Annotated in this window: 13 protein-coding genes; 9 read left to right on the forward strand and 4 right to left on the reverse strand. The window is 67.5% G+C overall.

All coding sequences use genetic code 11. The features are described from left to right. Window positions 1–70: 70 nt before the first annotated feature. From glmS to RCH15_RS02245, 8 genes are all read left to right on the forward strand, one after another. Window positions 71–1,963 (forward strand): glutamine--fructose-6-phosphate transaminase (isomerizing), encoded by a 1,893-nt coding sequence (glmS, locus tag RCH15_RS02210; RefSeq protein ID WP_326957572.1) that lies wholly within the window; start codon window positions 71–73, stop codon window positions 1,961–1,963. Between the two features lie 4 nt (window positions 1,964–1,967). Further along, a complete protein-coding gene (locus tag RCH15_RS02215) occupies window positions 1,968–2,315 on the forward strand; it encodes a holo-ACP synthase (protein ID WP_326957574.1) in 348 nt (115 codons plus the stop codon). Between the two features lie 60 nt (window positions 2,316–2,375). Next, window positions 2,376–3,890, forward strand: a complete 1,515-nt coding sequence (locus RCH15_RS02220) for an NAD(P)H-hydrate epimerase (protein ID WP_326957576.1) — start codon at window positions 2,376–2,378, stop codon at window positions 3,888–3,890. A 90-nt stretch (window positions 3,891–3,980) separates the two neighbouring features. Then, a complete protein-coding gene (gene glgX / locus RCH15_RS02225; protein WP_326957578.1) occupies window positions 3,981–6,221 on the forward strand; it encodes a glycogen debranching protein GlgX in 2,241 nt (746 codons plus the stop codon). Then, window positions 6,218–8,536, forward strand: a complete 2,319-nt coding sequence (gene treY, locus RCH15_RS02230) for a malto-oligosyltrehalose synthase (RefSeq protein WP_326957579.1) — start codon at window positions 6,218–6,220, stop codon at window positions 8,534–8,536. Before glgX ends, treY begins: the two co-directional genes overlap by 4 nt. A 32-nt stretch (window positions 8,537–8,568) precedes the next feature. Beyond that, window positions 8,569–10,353, forward strand: a complete 1,785-nt coding sequence (treZ, locus tag RCH15_RS02235; RefSeq protein WP_326957581.1) for a malto-oligosyltrehalose trehalohydrolase — start codon at window positions 8,569–8,571, stop codon at window positions 10,351–10,353. 15 nt (window positions 10,354–10,368) lie between these two features. Then, window positions 10,369–11,406, forward strand: coding sequence for an L-glyceraldehyde 3-phosphate reductase (gene mgrA / locus RCH15_RS02240; RefSeq protein WP_326957583.1), 1,038 nt, complete (start codon window positions 10,369–10,371; stop codon window positions 11,404–11,406). Between the two features lie 181 nt (window positions 11,407–11,587). Next, window positions 11,588–12,673 carry an inositol-3-phosphate synthase gene (locus RCH15_RS02245; protein ID WP_326957585.1) on the forward strand — a complete coding sequence of 362 codons (1,086 nt, stop codon included), beginning with the start codon at window positions 11,588–11,590 and terminating at the stop codon, window positions 12,671–12,673. 363 nt (window positions 12,674–13,036) lie between these two features. Here the strand turns inward: RCH15_RS02245 and RCH15_RS02250 are convergent, their stop codons facing one another. The 3 genes from RCH15_RS02250 to mshA all read right to left on the reverse strand — a co-directional run bounded on the left by RCH15_RS02250 (window position 13,037) and on the right by mshA (window position 16,547). After that, a complete protein-coding gene (locus RCH15_RS02250) occupies window positions 13,037–13,366 on the reverse strand; it encodes a hypothetical protein (RefSeq protein ID WP_326957587.1) in 330 nt (109 codons plus the stop codon). 120 nt (window positions 13,367–13,486) lie between these two features. Next, window positions 13,487–15,202: a formate--tetrahydrofolate ligase gene (locus RCH15_RS02255; RefSeq protein ID WP_326957589.1), complete on the reverse strand. Its 1,716-nt coding sequence runs from the start codon at window positions 15,200–15,202 to the stop codon at window positions 13,487–13,489. Between the two features lie 58 nt (window positions 15,203–15,260). Next, entirely contained in the window at window positions 15,261–16,547 is a 1,287-nt protein-coding gene (gene mshA / locus RCH15_RS02260; protein WP_326957591.1) for a D-inositol-3-phosphate glycosyltransferase, read from the reverse strand. A 192-nt stretch (window positions 16,548–16,739) separates the two neighbouring features. On the opposite strand from mshA, the gene RCH15_RS02265 reads away from it, so the two are divergent. Beyond that, the gene (locus tag RCH15_RS02265; RefSeq protein ID WP_326957593.1) at window positions 16,740–17,276 is read left to right on the forward strand and encodes a GNAT family N-acetyltransferase; all 537 of its coding nucleotides are present in this window, start codon (window positions 16,740–16,742) and stop codon (window positions 17,274–17,276) included. A gap of 8 nt (window positions 17,277–17,284) precedes the next feature. Here RCH15_RS02265 and RCH15_RS02270 read toward each other — a convergent pair whose 3' ends face one another. Then, on the reverse strand, window positions 17,285–18,694 hold the full coding sequence (locus RCH15_RS02270) for a family 4 glycosyl hydrolase (protein ID WP_326957595.1): 1,410 nt from the start codon (window positions 18,692–18,694) through the stop codon (window positions 17,285–17,287). Between the last annotated feature and the right edge of the window lie 16 nt (window positions 18,695–18,710).

Below are 18,710 nucleotides of genomic sequence, written 5' to 3' on the forward strand. Positions count from 1 at the left end.
GCGCTGGGCAGGCGCGTGGCGCAAGCTCATCCTCCGTCGGCTGTGTAGGAAACCCGCTAGGCTTGGGGCCATGTGTGGAATCGTTGGATATGTAGGCCACTCCGCTGGCCGGGTAAATGCTGGACACAATGCCTTGGACGTCGTCCTTGAGGGGCTGCGGCGGTTGGAGTACCGGGGCTACGACTCCGCCGGTATCGCTGTCGTCGCCGACGGCACTATCTCGTCCCGTAAGAAGTCGGGCAAACTGAACAACCTGATTGCCGAACTCGAAGCCAACCCGCTGCCCGAGTCCTTCACCGGCATTGGTCACACCCGCTGGGCCACCCACGGCGGACCGACGGACCATAACGCCCACCCGCACCTGGCCGACGAGGGCGCGCTGGCTCTGATCCACAACGGCATCATTGAAAACTTCGCCGAGCTCAAACTGGAGCTGGTGCGCAAGGGCGTCACATTCCTCTCTGAGACGGACACCGAAGTAGCCGCCGCGCTCCTGGGCGACATCTACCGGAACCAGCTCCAAGGCGACCCGGCCAAGGGCGGCCTCACCAAAGCCATGCAATTGGCCTGCCAGCGACTCGAGGGCGCCTTCACACTCCTCGCCGTGCACGCGGACCAGCCGGACGTTGTCGTGGCGGCCCGCCGCAACTCCCCGCTCGTTGTCGGCCTCGGCGACGGCGAGAACTTCCTCGGCTCCGATGTCTCCGGCTTCATCGACTACACGCGCCGCGCCGTCGAACTCGGCCAGGACCAGATCGTCACCATCACCGCCGACACCGTGGAGATCACGGATTTCTACGGCGCCCCGGCCGAAGGCAAGGAATACCACGTCAACTGGGATCCGGCAGCAGCGGAAAAGGGCGGCTTCCCCTCCTTTATGGAGAAGGAAATCCACGACCAGCCCGACGCAGTCCTGCAGACCTTGCTGGGCCGCTCGGACATTGACGGCAAGCTGACCCTGGACGAGCTGAGGATTGATCCGGAGCTGCTTAAGAGCGTCAACAAGATCATCGTCCTGGCCTGCGGAACCTCCGCTTACGCCGGACAGGTGGCCAAGTACGCCCTTGAGCACTGGTGCCGGATTCCCACCGAGGTGGAGCTCTCCCATGAGTTCCGTTACCGCGACCCGATCGTGGACGAAAACACCCTCATCGTCTCCATCTCCCAGTCCGGCGAGACCATGGACACCCTGATGGCCGTCCGCTACGCCAAGGAGCAGGGGGCCAAGACAGTGTCCATCTGCAACACCAACGGGTCGACCATCCCGCGCGAATCCGACGCCGTGCTGTACACCCACGCCGGACCGGAAATCGCCGTCGCCTCCACCAAGGCTTTCCTGGCGCAGATCACCGCCGCCTACCTCCTGGGCCTCTACCTGGCCCAGCTGCGCGGCAACAAGTTCCAGGGCGAGATCAAGGACATCCTCGCGGACCTGCACAAGATCCCCGCCAAGATCCAGCAGATCCTGGACAACGAGGCGCAGATCAAGGAGCTCGGCCAGTCCATGGCCCAGGCCAAGTCCGTGTTGTTCCTGGGCCGCCACGTCGGCTTCCCGGTGGCAATGGAGGGGGCGCTCAAGCTCAAAGAGCTCGCCTACATCCACGCAGAGGGATTCGCTGCCGGTGAACTCAAGCACGGCCCCATTGCGCTGATCGAGGAAGGCCAGCCGGTGTTTGTGGTGGTTCCCTCGCCGCGCGGCCGCGACTCTCTGCACGCCAAGGTCGTCTCCAACATCCAGGAAGTCCGGGCGCGCGGCGCCAAGACGATTGTGATCGCGGAGGAAGGCGACGAGGCGGTCAAGGCTTACGCCGAGTACGTCTTCTACATCCCGGAGACCCCCACTCTGCTTGCGCCCCTGCTCAGCACCGTTCCGCTGCAGATCTTCGCGCTGGCCCTGGCCTCCGCGAAGGGTTATGACGTGGACCAGCCGCGCAACCTCGCCAAGAGCGTGACCGTAGAATAGCGCCATGATTGTTGGCATTGGCGTAGACGTCGTAGACATTGAACGGTTCGGCCGGCAGCTGGAGCGCACCCCCGGGCTGCGGGACAGATTGTTCGTCCCCGCAGAGCGTGAATTGAACACCCGGTCCCTGGCCGCCCGGTTCGCGGCCAAGGAGGCCGTGGCCAAAGTCCTGGGTGCCCCGGCGGGCATGAACTGGCAAGACTGCTGGATCGGCCTGGACCAAAACGGTCCAACCGTCCAGGTCAAAGGCACGGTGCTGGCCGTGGCGGCGTCGAAAGGCGTCAAGCGCTGGCACCTGTCGATGAGCCACGATGGCGGCATCGCTACAGCGACAGTCATTGCCGAGGGCTGACAGCGGCCCTGCCCAGAGCTTCACTTTCCGCAGCGACAGCACCGCGAATGGATTGAAACGATGATCAGCGCCTACACCGGAACCCAGATACGAGCGGCTGAGCAGCGCTTTCTGGATGACGGGCTGGGCCCTGCTCTCATGCAGCGGGCCGCCTACGGGCTGGCCAACGCGGTGGTCCGCGAACTCCGGGCCCGCGGCAGGCGCCTGAACGGCGGCAGCGTCACCGTGCTCGCCGGCAAAGGCAACAACGGCGGGGACGGTCTCTTCGCCGCCGCGATGCTGGCCCGCCGCGGCATGCGGACGACGGCGGTGCTCACCGCCGGCGATGCCCACCAGGAAGGGCTTGCGGCCTTCACCGCGGCGGGAGGCCGGGTGATACGCCTGACGGCGGAGAACGCCGCCGCCGCGGCGGCTGACGCCGCGCGCTCCGGGGTTGTCCTGGACGCCGTGCTGGGCACCGGCGCGCAGGGCGGACTCCGGGGCCCTGCCGCGGCGCTGATCGAAGCGCTGGCGCAGTCCCGGTCCGGGCTGGTGGTTGCCTGCGACGTCCCCAGCGGCGTGGACGCCGATACCGGAGCAGCCCACGCCCCCGTGCTCCGCGCAGAGCTGACTGTCACGTTCGGGGCCGCCAAGGCCGGCCTGCTGGCCGATCCCGGGGCCGACTTCGCCGGCCGTGTCCACGTCGTTCCCATCGGCATCGAGGCTGCGTTGCCGGTGCCGGCGGTGCGCCGGCTGGAGGCCGGAGACCTGGCTGCGTTGCTTCCCCATCCCGAGAGGCGCGCGCACAAGTACTCCCGCGGCGTCCTGGGCGTCGTGGCCGGTTCCCAGCGCTATCCCGGCGCCGCGGTCCTGGCCTGCCGCGGTGCTCTGGCGTCCGGTGTAGGCATGGTCCGGTACTTCGGGCCGCCGGAGGTGGCGGACCTGGTCCGTCGGTCCTGCCCGGAAGTGGTGTGCAGCTTTGGCAGCGCCGCTGATGCGCATGTGCAGGCCTGGCTGCTGGGACCGGGCTTGGACGACCAGGCCGGCGACCAGCTGCAGCGGGTCCGCGAGGCGGCCGCTACGGGCTTGCCCGTGGTCGCCGACGCCGGGGCGCTGCCGGCCCTGCCCCTGGACCTGGCACCGCACTTCGTACTCACCCCGCATGCAGGCGAACTTGCCGCCTTGCTGGCCCGGTACGGCGCCGAACCCGGCCGCACCGGGGTCGAGGACGCCACCCTCCCGGCCGCCCGGCAAGCCAGCGCCCTGACCGGCGCGACCGTGCTGCTCAAAGGCGCCGCCACGCTGGTCGCTGCGCCGTCCGGCTCCGTCTTCAGCCAGGCCGAGGCGACCCCCTGGTTGGCCACGGCCGGCAGCGGCGATGTCCTGGCGGGTGTGCTTGGGTCCCTGCTGGCACAACTGGCGGACAGCTCCGGCGCATTCGCTGACCGGGGCATCCCCGCGGCTGAGCGGTGGGCCGGCATCGCTGCCTTGGCCGCCAGCGTCCACGGCCGCGCTGGAAGCCGCGCTTCCGGCGGCGGTCCGGTGACGGCGTCGGACGTCGCCGCATCCGTTGGGGAGGTCATGAAAACGCTGTAACAATGCCGCACGCCAGTGCGCCGAAGTAAGTAGTAACCCTACTTACCAGTAGTCTGTCTAGAGAAATATCGCCACGCACGAGGAGTACACATGGAAGTCTGGCCCGGAACGGCTTACCCGCTGGGAGCCACTTTTGACGGCACCGGCACCAATTTTGCGCTGTTCAGCGAACGCGCCGAGCGGGTGGAGCTGTGCATCCTCGCCGATGACCTGACCGAAACCCGGATCGAGCTGACCGAAGTGGACGGTTACGTGTGGCACTGCTACCTGCCGCACGTCCAGCCCGGACAAAAGTACGGCTACCGTGTCCACGGCCCGTACGAACCCGAAAACGGCAATCGCTTCAACCCGAACAAGCTCCTCATGGACCCCTACGCCAAGGCAGTACAGGGGCAGATCGACTGGGATCCCGCGCTATTCACCTACGAATTCGGCGACCCCGACTCCCGTAACGACGCCGATTCGGCGCCGCACACCATGCACGGCGTGGTCATCAACCCCTTCTTCGAGTGGGACGGCGACCGCCAGCTGCGCATCCCGTACCACCAGTCGGTCATCTACGAGGCGCACGTCAAGGGCCTGACCGAGCTCCACCCCGAGATCCCCGAGGAGCAGCGCGGCACCTACGCCGGCGTCGCGTACCCGGCAGTCATCGATCACCTGAAGAAGCTCGGCGTCACCGCGATCGAACTCATGCCTGTGCACCAATTCGTCAACGACGGCACGCTCGAGGAGAAGGGCCTCAACAACTACTGGGGCTACAACACCATTGGCTTCTTCGCGCCGCAGAACAGCTACAGCTCCTCCGGCGACGTCGGGCACCAGGTCCAGGAATTCAAGGCCATGGTCCGCGACCTGCACCGGGCCGGCATCGAGGTGATCCTGGATGTGGTCTACAACCACACCGCGGAGGGCAACCACCTCGGCCCCACGCTGTCCTTCAAGGGCATCGACAACCAGGCTTACTACCGGCTGGTGGATGACGACCAGAAGCACTACATGGATTACACCGGAACCGGAAACTCGCTCAACGTCCGGCACCCGCACTCCCTCCAGCTGCTGATGGACTCCCTGCGCTACTGGGTGACGGAAATGCACGTCGACGGTTTCCGCTTCGACCTCGCCTCCACCCTCGCCCGCGAGTTCTACGACGTCGACAAGTTGTCCACGTTCTTCGAACTCATCCAGCAGGACCCGATCGTTTCCCAGGTCAAGCTCATCGCCGAGCCGTGGGACATCGGCCCGGGCGGCTACCAGGTGGGCAACTTCCCGCCGCAGTGGACCGAATGGAACGGCAAGTACCGCGACACCGTCCGCGATTTCTGGCGCGGCGAGGCCTCCACCCTGGGCGAATTCGCGTCCCGCCTCACCGGCTCCGCCGACCTGTACGAAAGCTCCGCCCGGCGCCCGGTGGCCTCGATCAACTTCGTCACCGCCCACGACGGCTTCACCATGCGCGACCTCGTGTCCTACAACGAGAAGCACAACGACGCCAACGGCGAAGGCAACAACGACGGCGAATCCCACAACCGCTCCTGGAACTGCGGCGAAGAGGGGGACACGGACAACGACGAGGTCCTGACCCTCCGCGCCCGCCAGCAGCGCAACTTCATCGCCACTTTGCTGCTCTCCCAGGGCGTGCCGATGCTGCTGCACGGCGATGAGCTGGGCCGCACCCAGCAGGGCAACAACAACACCTACTGCCAGGATTCGGAACTGAGCTGGATCCACTGGGAAGCGATGGATCAGCCGCTGGTTGAATTCACTGCCGTGGTTACCAAGATCCGCCACGACCACCCGACGTTCCGGCGCAGCCGCTTCTTCGACGGCCGCCCCGTGCGCCGTGGTGAGGGCGAGAAGCTGCCGGACATCGTCTGGCTCAAGACAGACGGCACCGAAATGCTCCCGGAGGACTGGGACAGCGGCTTCGGCCGGACCATCGGCGTGTTCTACAACGGAGACGGCATCCAGGAGCAGGACTCCCGCGGACGCCGGATCACCGACGACAGCTTCCTGCTGTGCTTCAACGCCCACGACGACGACGTGGACTTCGCCCTGCCGGCCGACGAGTACTCCCGGTTCTGGGACGTGCTCGTGGACACCGCGGACCAGGCTGACACCGAGAATCCGCTGAAGGCGGGTTCGGTGGTCAAGCTGGCCGCCAAGTCGATGGTGGTACTGCGGGCCCACTCCGGTCCCGAGGTCGAGGTCGACTACTCCGCTGCCGCTTCGCTGGCCTCCATGGCCGAGCACGAGGACGCCTTTGAGGAGATGGTGGAATCCCAGGAGGAAGCCGCCGCAACCGTCGCCGCGAAAGAAGCCGCCGAATGAGGACGCCTGTCTCCACCTACCGGCTGCAGATCCGGCCCGGCTTCACCCTCCAGGACGCTGCCGAGACGGTGCCGTACTTGAAATCGCTCGGCGTGGACTGGATCTACCTCTCGCCGATCCTTACCGCAGAAAAGGGATCGGACCACGGCTACGACGTCACCGACCCCTCCGCGATCGACCCCGACCGGGGCGGCGCGGAGGGCCTTGCCGCCGCCTCGAAGGCGGCGCATGACGCCGGCATGGGTGTGCTCGTTGACATCGTGCCCAACCACGTCGGCGTGGCGACGCCGGTACAGAACCCGTGGTGGTGGTCCCTGCTCCAAGAGGGAAAGCAGTCCCGCTACGCTGCCGCGTTCGACGTCGACTGGGACTTCGGTGCCGGCAGGGTCCGGATCCCTGTCCTGGGGGAGGACTCCGACGTCGCCGCCCTGGAAATCAAGGACGGGGAGCTGCGGTACTACGACCACCGTTTCCCGTTGGCCGAGGGCACCTATACCGCAGGTGATGATCCGCGCGAGGTCCACGACCGGCAGCACTACGAGCTGGTCGGCTGGCGCCGGGCCGACAACGACCTGAACTACCGCCGGTTCTTCGCCGTCAACAGCCTGGCCGGCATCCGGGTCGAACTCCCGGAGGTCTTCGACGAAGCCCACGCCGAAATCGTGCGCTGGTTCAGCGAGGGCCTCGTCGACGGACTCCGCATCGACCACCCGGACGGCCTTGCCGACCCGGAAGGTTACCTGCACCGGCTCCGCGAGGTCACCGGCGGCAGCTACCTGCTGATCGAGAAGATCCTCGAACCGGGAGAGGAGCTTCCGTCCAGCTTCGACTGCGAGGGAACCACCGGTTACGACGCCCTCGCGGACGTGGACCGGCTCTTCGTCGATCCCGCCGGGCAGGAACCGCTTGATGCGCTCGACACGGAGCTGCGCGGCGGCGTCGTCGCGGATTACGACGACATGATCCGGGGCACCAAGCGCCGGATCACCGACGGCATCCTGCATTCCGAGATGCTGCGGCTGGCCCGGCTGGTGCCCGCCGGGACGGGTCTCGGCGCAGAACGTGCCGCCGACGCCCTGTCGGAGATCATCGCCGCCTTCCCGGTTTACCGCAGCTACCTCCCCGAGGGCGCTGGCGTTTTGAAGGAGGCCTGCGAACTCGCAGTCCGCCGGCGTCCCGAACTGGCGGACGCCGTCGGGCTCTTGCAGCCCCTGCTCCTGGACGCCGGTGCCGAACTGGGCCGCCGCTTCCAGCAGACCTCCGGCATGGTGATGGCCAAGGGCGTGGAGGACACCGCCTTCTTCCGTTACACCCGGCTCGGCACCCTGACGGAGGTCGGGGCCGACCCAACCGAGTTCTCGGTGTCGACGGAGGAATTCCACCGCCGGATGACGCGCCGCAAGGCAACCATCCCGCTGTCCATGACGACGCTGAGCACGCACGACACCAAACGCAGCGAGGATACCCGGGCCCGGATTTCCGTGCTTGCGGAACTGGCGCCGGAATGGCAGGCGGCGCTGGCCCGGCTGCAGGAGCTCGCGCCACTGCCCGACGGGCCGCTGGCGAACCTGCTGTGGCAGGCCCTCGCCGGCGCCTGGCCTGCCGACCGCGAACGGCTGCAGTCATACGCCCAGAAGGCGGCCCGTGAGGCCGGCAACTCCACCGACTGGCTGGACCCGGACGCCGCCTTCGAGGAGAAGTTGGCCGCCGCAGTCGACGCGGCCTTCGACAACCCGGAGGTCCGGGCGGAACTGGCATCCCTGGTGGAGCTCTTGTCCCCGTACGGGGCCGTTAACTCCCTCGGCGCCAAGCTGGTGCAGCTCACCATGCCCGGGGTGCCGGACGTGTACCAGGGCACCGAATTCTGGGACCGCTCGCTGACCGATCCGGACAACCGCCGCCCGTTCGACTACGGTGCGCGGCGCGCGGCGCTGGCAGCGCTCGACGCCGGTGAGCGGCCGGCGTCGTACCTGGACGAGGCGGCAAAACTCCTGGTCACCTCGCGGGCCCTGCGTCTGCGCCGCGACCGGCCCGAGCTGTTCACGGGCTACCGTGCCCTCACGGCCACCGGGGCGGCGGCCGGGCACCTGGTCGGCTTCGACCGTGGCAGCGCAGCAGGGGCCGGCGCCGTGACGCTGGCTACCCGGCTGCCCCGCGGTCTGGAACAGCAGGGCGGCTGGCGGGATACCGCCATCGACCTGGCCGATGCCATGACCGATGAACTGACAGGCGCCACCTTCGGGCCGGGCTCCGTGCTGCTCGCCGAGGTTCTCGGCAGTTACCCGATTGCCTTGCTCGTCCCGGCAAAGCGCTGATTGAACCACCGAACGCGAACGGAAAATAGTCAATGACCTTGCCTGCCAAGCCAAATGCACGCTTCGACCTCTGGGCGCCGGAGGCCGGCGCCGTGACACTGCTCGCCGGCGGCCAGCAGTACCCGATGACGCCGCGGGCAGTCGGCGGTGCCATCGGAGGCTCAGACGGGAGCGGCTGGTGGACGGCGACGGACGCCCCGGCCACGGGCGAGGTGGATTACGGCTACCTGCTGGACGGGGACACCACACCGCTGCCGGATCCCCGGTCACAGCGGCAGCCCGACGGCGTCCATTCGCTCTCCCGGACCTTCGACGCCGGTAGCCACGAGTGGGCGGACGGGGCCTGGCAGGGCCGGGCGCTGCAGGGCGCCGTGATTTACGAGCTGCACATCGGCACCTTCACCCCCGAAGGCACGTTGGATGCTGCGGCCGGGAAACTTGACTACCTGGCGGACCTCGGCGTCGACTTCGTGGAGCTGCTGCCGGTCAACGGCTTCAACGGCACCCATAACTGGGGCTACGACGGTGTCCTCTGGTACGCCGTGCACGAGGGCTACGGCGGACCGGCCGCCTACCAGCGCTTCGTGGATGCCGCCCACGCTGCCGGGCTGGGCGTCATCCAGGACGTGGTTTACAACCACCTGGGGCCCAGCGGCAACTATCTTCCGCGCTTCGGTCCGTACCTGAAATCGGGGGAGGGCAACACCTGGGGTGACTCGGTGAACCTCGACAACGCCGGATCCGACGTCGTGCGCGCCTACATCCTTGAGAACGCCGCCATGTGGCTGCGGGACTACCATGTGGACGGGCTCCGGCTCGATGCCGTGCACGCCTTCAAGGACGAACGGGCAGTCCACCTGCTGGAGGAATTCGGTGCCCTCGCGGACACCGTCGCGGCAGAAACCGGACGGCCCGCCACCATGATCGCCGAATCGGATCTTAACGATCCGCGGCTGCTTTACCCGCGGGACGTCAACGGCTACGGCCTGGCCGGGCAGTGGAGCGATGACTTCCACCACGCGGTCCACGTCAACGTCAGCGGCGAGGCCGAGGGCTACTACGCCGACTTCGAATCCCTGGAGGCCCTGGCAAAGGTCCTCGTTGACGGGTACTTCCACGACGGCAGCTACTCCAGCTTCCGCGGCCGGCACCATGGCCGCCCCATCAACACCGGTGTGGTCCACCCCGCTGCGCTGGTGGTCTGCAGCCAGAACCACGACCAGATCGGCAACCGGGCCACCGGCGACCGGCTCTCCCAGACGCTCGGGTACGGGCAGCTGGCACTCGCCGCCGTCGCGGTCCTGACCTCGCCTTACACCCCGATGCTGTTCATGGGTGAGGAGTACGGTGCCACCACCCCGTGGCAGTTCTTCACCTCGCACCCGGAACCGGAGCTGGGAAAGGCCACCGCGGAAGGCCGGATCAAGGAATTCGAACGGATGGGCTGGGACCCCGCCGTCGTGCCTGACCCGCAGGACCCGGAGACGTTCACCCGCTCCAAGCTCAACTGGGCAGAATCCGCCGAGGGCGACCACGCCCGCCTGCTGGAGTTGTACCGGAACCTGATCGCGCTCCGGCGTTCGATGCCGGAGCTTGCCGGGCTAGGCTTCGAGGACACCGCGGTGGCGTTCAGCGAAGCGGACCGCTGGCTCCGCCTGCGCCGGGGCAGTGTGGAGGTGGCGCTGAACTTCTCCACCGAGCCGCGCCGACTTGCCGTAAGCGGTTCCACCTTGGCCCTCGCCACCGACGGCGCCGCGCGCCTTGAAGGCGGCCAGCTCGAACTCCCCGGCCACAGCGCCGCCATCATCTCCAGCTAAGACAGGATTGCCGCTATGACGTATGTTGCAGCAGAAACCCGCTATGACACCATGCCGTACCGCCGGGTGGGCCGCAGCGGGTTGAAGCTTCCCGCGATCTCCCTGGGCCTCTGGCACAACTTCGGGGACGACAAGCCGTTCGAGATCCAGCGCGCCATCCTGCGCCGGGCCTTCGACCTCGGCGTCAACCACTTCGACCTGGCCAACAACTACGGGCCGGCCGCCGGCTCAGCCGAAACCAACTTCGGCAGGCACCTCAAGGATGACTTCGCACCCTACCGGGACGAGCTCATCATCTCCACCAAAGCCGGCTACAACATGTGGCCCGGTCCGTTCGGTGAATGGGGTTCCCGAAAATACCTCCTGGCGAGCCTGGACCAGTCGCTGACCCGGATGGGCCTGGACTATGTGGACATTTTCTACAGCCACCGGCCCGACCCGGACACGCCCATGGAGGAAACCATGGGTGCCCTGGACTCCGCGGTCCGCTCCGGCAAGGCCTTGTATGCGGGCATCTCCTCGTACACGCCGGAGCAGACCCTCGAAGCCGCCCGGATTCTGAAGGAGCTCGGCACTCCGCTGCTGATCCACCAGCCCAGCTACTCCATGCTGAACCGCTGGACCGAAAACGGCAGCCCCAACCTGTACCAGGCGCTGGAGCAGGCAGGGGCCGGGTCGATCGCCTTTTCACCGCTGGCCCAGGGCATGCTGACCGACCGGTACCTGAACGGGATTCCCGCCGGCTCCCGCGCCGCCCAAGCGAAATCCCTGGATGAGGGCACCATCACAGAGGACAAGCTGGACCGGGTGCGCGGCCTGCAGAAGATCGCCGAGAGCCGCGGCCAGTCCCTGGCCCAGATGGCGATCGCCTGGATTCTGCGCGAACAGGGCAAGGGTTCTTCAGTGACGTCCGCGCTGGTGGGCGCGTCCAGTGTCCGCCAGCTCGAGGACACCCTGTCGGCTGTTGAGAACCTTGACTTCACCCCCGGGGAGCTGACGGCGATCGACGAGTTCGCCGTCGAGTCCGACATTAATCTGTGGGCCCAGAAGTAGCCAGCATCGACTCCGCGCACCCTGCGGGTCCTGCAAGCGGTGCGGCGGCCGGGAACAACTTGGGCCGCCGCACCGTTGACTACAATGCTAAGGGTGCCGTATGGCGCCGTGCCCGCTGCCGCCGTCGTGCAGCAAGAGCGCTTCCGCGCCGGGCACATGAAGTTGTTCTCAAAGGAGTTCCGTGTCTTCACATCCGATTCGTGTTGCAATCGTCGGCGTAGGTAACTGCGCCACCTCGCTGGTCCAGGGCGTTGAGTACTACCGCAATGCCGACCCCGCCGCAACGATCCCGGGGCTGATGCACGTGGAGTTCGGCAAGTACCACGTCAATGACGTTGAGTTCGTTGCCGCATTCGACGTTGACGGCAAGAAGGTGGGCTTGGATCTGTCCGAGGCCATCCTGGCCAGCGAAAACAACACCATCAAGATCGCCGACGTCCCGCCGACCGGTGTCACCGTCCAGCGCGGCCCCACCCTCGACGGACTCGGCAAGTACTACCTCGAGACGATTGAGCAGTCCACGGAGGAGCCGGTCGACGTCGTCCAGACCCTCAAGGACGCCAATGTCGACGTGATGGTGTGCTACCTGCCCGTCGGGTCGCAGGAAGCCGCCGAGTTCTACGCGCAGTGCGCCATCGACGCCGGTGTTGGCTTCGTCAACGCGCTGCCGGTCTTCATCGCCGGCACCAAGGCGTGGGCGGACAAGTTCACCGCCGCCGGCGTGCCGATCGTGGGCGATGACATCAAGAGCCAGATCGGTGCCACCATCACCCACCGCGTCATGGCCAAACTGTTCGAGGACCGCGGCGTCACCCTGGACCGCACGTACCAGTTGAACGTCGGCGGCAACATGGACTTCAAGAACATGCTGGAGCGCGACCGCCTCGAGTCCAAGAAGATCTCCAAAACGCAGGCAGTGACGTCCAACGTCGAAGCCGTGCTGGCCGCCAAAGACGTCCACATCGGCCCGTCGGACTACGTCCAGTGGCTCGATGACCGCAAATGGGCCTTCGTCCGGCTCGAAGGCCGCAACTTCGGCGACGCCCCGGTGTCACTGGAATACAAGCTCGAGGTCTGGGACTCACCGAACTCCGCCGGCGTGATCATCGACGCCATCCGCGCCGCCAAGATCGGCCTGGACCGCGGCATCGGCGGCCCGCTGCTCTCCGCATCGAGTTACTTCATGAAGTCCCCGCCGGAGCAGTTCAACGACGACCTCGCCCGCGAAAAGGTTGAGGCTTTCATCCGCGGAGACCTGGAGCGCTAACAAGCCCTCCCTTCCTCCGGTTGCCCTATCACTTCCGGTGCTCAAACCCTCGGTTTGACCGCCACAAGTGATAGGGCAACCGGCGTTTAACGGCCGTGGAGGGCGAGCCGGACCCGTCGGCAAGCGCCGCGGAGGTCCTCTGCCAGATCGTCGGCGTTGACCTTGAAATAACGCCACCCGGCCGCGTTGAACGATTCGTCGCGGCGATTGTCGCGGGACTGTTTTGTTCGCGCGTACGGTGGTGGCCGCCGTCGTACTGGATGGCGACCCTTTGCCTCCGGTAGCCAAGATCAGCAGCGGGGGAAAAGGGATCGCCCGGCACGATCCGGAGCTGCAGCTCCGGTTCCGGCAGCCCGGCAGCGCTCAGCGCCAGGCGCGGGAACGTCTCCGGCGCACCAATTGGTCGCCGACGGCCACGAGGTCCGGCAGGGGCAGGATGCGGGCGAGATCCAGCCACGTCCGGGCGGGCGTTGAGATGCGGGTGCGATATCCAGCCGCCCGGCGTCGCGGTGGCAGGGCGCGCGCCAGCCCGCGGAGTTCGAACTCCCAGCCGGCCGGCAGATAGAGCAGCCGACCGGCCCCCGCGAAATCGGAGGCGCGGAGCCGGGCACTGCCCAGGGCGGCAGCCCGCGCCCCATAGACGGTGAACGGAGCGGCGGCGAGGTGAGTCGGCACGTGAGCTGGTGGGCGCATCCCCACCATTCTTATCCGAACGCCGGATGCCCGCTTCGGCTATCCACAGGGGCCCGTTGCGCTATCACTCCTGGTGGTTATTCACCGAAAATGGCAGCCAAGAGTGATAGCGCAACCGGGTCAGAAGAGGCCGACCGGGTTGCCGGCGGCGTCAACGTCCATGCGCATCGCCGCCGGCACCTTCGGCAGCCCCGGCATGGTCATGACCGCCCCGGTGAGGGCCACGATGAACCCGGCCCCGGTCTTGGGAATGAGGTCGCGGACATGGACGGTGAACCCCTTCGGCGCGCCCAGCCTGGTGGCGTCGTCGCTGAAAGAGTACTGGGTCTTGGCCATGCAGACCGGGAACCCGGACCAGCCGTTCTTCTCGATCTCCGCGAGCCGCCTGAGTGCCGGAACGGAGAACTCCACGCCGTCGGCGCCGTAGATTTCCTGGACGATTGTCCGGATCTTGTCCTCTACCGACATGTCCAGCGGGTAGAGGTGCCGGAAAGAGTGCGGCGCGGCAATGGCCGCTACGACCTTGGCCGCGAGCTCGTCGCCGCCGTCGCCGCCTCCGCCTCGGCCCCAGACGTCGGCCACAGCAGCCTGGACGCCCTCCGCGGCGCACCACTTCAGCAGCCACGCCAGCTCCTCATCCGTATCGGTGGCAAATTTGTTGATCGCCACCACCGGCGCGATGCCGAACTTCTCCACATTCCGCACATGCCGCTGAAGATTGATGACGCCGGCAGCCAGCGCGTCCAGGTCCGGCACCTTGAGCTGGTCCTTGGCGACGCCGCCGTGCATCTTCAGGGCGCGGATAGTCGCGACGATCACGACGGCGGACGGGGCGACGTCGGCGACGCGCGACTTGATGTCCATGTACTTCTCCGCGCCGAGGTCCGCGCCGAAGCCCGCCTCCGTGACGACGATGTCCGCGAGGCTGCGCGCGGTCTGCGTGGCAATCAGGGAGTTGCAGCCGTGCGCGATATTGGCAAACGGGCCGCCGTGGACCAGGGCCGGGGTGCCGGCGATGGTCTGCACCAGGTTCGGTTTAATGGCGTCCTTGAGCAGCAGGGTCAGGGCTCCCTGCACCCCCAGCTCCGCTACCGTGACCGGCCGCCGGTCGTAGGTGTATCCGAAGGTAATGCGGCCCAGCCGCTCCCGGAGGTCCGCCAGGTCCGTGGCGAGGCAGAAGACCGCCATGATCTCCGAAGCCACGGTGATGTCGAAGCCGTCCTGCCGCGGAATGCCCTGGGTGGGCCCGCCGAGACCGATCACCACCTCACGCAGGGCGCGGTCGTTCATATCCAGCACGCGCTTGAAGGTCATTCTGCGCGGGTCGATGTTCAGTTCGTTGCCCTGGTAAATGTGGTTGTCCACAAGCGCCATGAGGGCGTTGTTCGCCGAGGTGACGGCGTGGAAATCGCCGGTGAAGTGCAGGTTGATCTCGTCCATCGGCAGCACCTGGGAGTACCCGCCACCCGTGGCGCCGCCCTTCATGCCCAGGATCGGTCCGAGCGACGGCTCGCGCAGGGCGATCATCACCTTGTGGCCGGCGCGGGCCAACGAGTCGGCGAGCCCCACCGTGGTGGTGGACTTGCCTTCCCCCGCGGGAGTGGGCGACATCGCGGTCACCAGCACCACCTTGCCCGGAGTACGGCCCACGCCGCTTGCTTCCCGGCCCGTGAGCCTGGCCGGGTCGATTTTCGCCTTGTACCGGCCGTGGAAGTCCAGCGCACCGGCGTTGATCCCGGCCGCCTCGGCAATCTCCTCGATCGGCACCATGGTGGCTTTCTGCGCAATCTCCAGATCACTCAGTGCGGCAGTTCCGGAACTCGTGGTGTCAGACATCGTTGTCCTTCGGCTCGTGGCGTCGGTGGGTGTGCCGGCCAGTGGTTTCGGGCCGCTGTTACCGGCCCACGGTTCCGGCGGGCGGCAGGTGGCCTACCGGAATGGTCAGGTTTCCAAAGTACTGGCTCAACGCGGTGTGGTAGCTCTCCAGCGTGATGGCGGCGGTGCGTTGCCAGCCGAATTCCTGCGCGTGCAATGACGCGGCACGGCCCATGTCCGCACGGGTCGCCGGGTCGTCATACAGGGCTTCCAGGGCGTCAGCCCAGTCGGCGGCCCGGTGGCCCTCGACCAGCAACCCTGTCCGGCCGTCGAAAATGGCGCGGGACAGCCCGCCCACCTTGGTGGCGACCACCGGCGTTCCGCAGGCCTGGGCTTCGAGGGCCACGAGACCGAAGGATTCGCTGTAGGAAGGCATCACCACGAGGTCCGCGGACCGGTACCAGCCCGCCAGTTTAGGGGCGCTGACCGGCGGGTGGTGGGTGACGACGTCGTCCATCCCGGCGGCCGTGATCAGGGACTTCAGGTCGAAGTCCTTGGATCCGCTGACCGCCCCGACAATCGTCAGTTGAAGATCGATGTCCGGGCGTCGGGAGCGCAGCAGGGCCGCGGCCTTGATCAGGACCTGCGGGCCTTTCAGCCGCTGGATCCGCCCCGCAAACAGGAGGTGGAAGCGGCCCGGCGGCACTCCGTGGGCGGCCCGGGCCCGGGTGCGGAACGCCGGTGTGAAGACGCCCAGGTCCACGCCGGGCGGGGCCACATCGATGTGGTCGTTGTCCGCGTTGTAATGCGAGACCAGTTCCGCGGCCTCGGTGCCTGTGTTGGCGATCAGCCGGGTGGCACCGTCGACGATCCGCTGCTCGCCGTCTTCGCGCCGCCGCGGTTCCGGCTGTTCCCCGGAGACCAGCAGCAGGTTCTTGACCTTGGCCATGGTGTGCATGGTATGTACCAGTGGCAGGCCCCACAGGCCGGCGAGCTCGAGCCCTGCCACTCCGGAAACCCAGTAGTGGGAGTGGATGACGTCGTAGCGGCCCCGCGGCTGGAGCTGCCGGATCCGGTCGATCTCGGCCACCATGCTGTGCAACAGTTCGGGCAGTTCCTCCTTCGGCAGCTTGCGGGCGGGGCCGGCCGCGACATTGTGGACGCAGACGCCGGGGGAGGGGTGCTCGACGGCGGCCTGCCCGGCAGACGTGGACCGGGTGAAGATTTCCACTTCGACGCCGGTTTCGGCAAGGGCCGCGGCGAGCGCGCGGATGTACACGTTCATGCCGCCGGCGTCACCGGAGCCGGGCTGCTCCATCGGAGAGGTATGCAGCGAGAGGAATGCGACGCGGCGGATCAGCGACATTCTCCTCCCTCCCTTTCCTGGCCAACTCCGGCCGGCCCACCACTGCCGGCAGGCCGTTTTGTGTCGTGACGTAATTTACGTGCCGGCTTACTCTGCCGGATCTGCGTTTCGATAAAACACTACTCCTGAACGTCCCGCCGGTTCACCGGGCGGCAGGCAGCTCCGGCCGGGGGTGCTGCTAACGTGGCGGCTGTGAGCACACGCGACGCAACAGAGTCCGCCGCCGCCGGCTGGGACATCAGGCAGGCCACCGCGGAGGACTGGCCCGCGATCTGGGAGATCCTGGAGCCGGTCATTCGGGCCGGGGAGACCTTCACCTGGGACCGGCACACCTCCGGGACCCAGGCCCGCGAGCGCTGGTTCAAGCAGTCCCCCGGCCAGACCTTCGTCGCGGTAGGCCGGGGGACGTTCGACGGCGTCGTCCTGGGCACCGGTGAGCTGCACGCGAACCAGGGCGGCGGCGGGAGCCACGTCGCCAACGCCGGATACATGGTCCACCCGGCGCACGCCGGCAAAGGGCTGGCCCGTGCCCTGTGCGCTTATTCGCTGGACGCGGCGCGGGCGGCCGGGTTCCGCGCCATGCAGTTCAACGCTGTCGTGGAAAGCAATGTCCATGCCGTGGCCGCCTGGCGGTCCATGGGCTTCGAGGTGCTGGCCACCATCCCGGACGCGTTCCTCCACCCGGTCCTGGGGTACGTGGGCCTCCACGTGATGTACCGAAAGCTGTAACACCCGGCTCACCCCTCCGGGCGCCAGAGCTCCTGCAATTCCGGAAACGCCTCTTCATACCCGGCCAGAAGTTTTCCGGCGAGGGCCACAGAGCCGACCAGTGGATGCCCCGCGAACGCCGCCAGGGCAGCGTCCCGGCGCCCCGCCCCCGTTGATCCGTCGCCCCGGCGGGTGGCCGCGATGACGTACCGTTCGACGTCCTTGATCTGCCGCAGGAGGGCCAACTGCGCCGCCGGCGGGCGTTCCTGCGGTATGGGGACGACGCCGTCGGCCGTCACCTTGCCGGGAACCTCGACGACGGCGTCTGCCGGCAGCCCCGGAATCGCAGGCACGCCGCCGGGGGAGCCGCTGGTGCTGTTGGGGGTGTTCAAAATCAGCTCGGCGGGCCCGCCGCCGGCGAGGGCACGCAACACGGCGAGGGCGACCCGTTCATAGCCGCCGCCGGCCAAATCCGTTTCATCCCGGCGTTCGCCGCCGGTCCGGGCCTCGGCGAGATAGCCCTCTTCACGGGACCGGCGCGCGGCATCCCACAACCGGTAAGCGTCCGGGCCCGCTCCGGCGAGACGTGGATAGAGCCCGGACTGCTGCCGGTCGATGGACTCACCGCGGGTCATGGCGGAGGACCGGATGCCGGCCAAAGCTCGCCCGGTCTCGTAGTAGTAGTAGAGGTATTCGTTGGGGAGGCAGCCGAGGGACGCCAGGAAGGATTGCCCAAACAGCCGGCCTTCCTCGAAGCCGGCCAAAGCGCCGGCGTCAGCCAGCAGCCCCGGCAGCGCGTCGGCGCCGCCGGACTCCAGCCGGTGCAGCCAGCCGAGATGGTTCAACCCGTAGTACCCGACGCCGTCGAGCGTTCCCTCCGCCAGCGGAACGCCAGCTGCCCGCGCTGCGCGGTGCACCAGCCCGCTGGCTGAATCGCAGATGCCAACTACCCTGGGCCCAAGCATCGGAACCAGCGCCTCGGTGACCATGCCGGCAGGGTTGGTGAAGTTCAGCAGCCACGCCTCCGGACAGTGGCGCTGCATCTGGGCCGCGAGGTCCAGCATGCGGGGGATGGACCGCAGAGCGTAGGAGATGCCGCCCGCTCCGGTCGTCTCCTGGCCCAGCAGCCCGAGGTCCAGGGCCACCCGCTCGTCAGCGGTACGCCCGGCGGTCCCGCCGGGCCGGATCGCTGCGAACACTGCATCGGTGCCGCGCAACGCCTCGACCAGTGACGTGGTGGGCAGTACCACGGGAGCGGCGGCCGGACGTTCGGCGTCATCGGCGAACGCAGCCAGGACTGCGCTGATGGCGGCGAGGCGGCCGGTATCGACGTCGTACAGCACCAGCTCCCGGACCAACCCGGCGAAGGGACCAGCGCAGAGTGCCCGGTAGACCAGCGGTACCCGGAATCCGCCGCCCCCGGCAATCATCAGCCGCATGCCGACAGTCTATGCG

Origin of the sequence: Arthrobacter sp. MP_M4 (genome assembly GCF_035984855.1) — a bacterium.
Classification (GTDB): domain Bacteria; phylum Actinomycetota; class Actinomycetes; order Actinomycetales; family Micrococcaceae; genus Arthrobacter.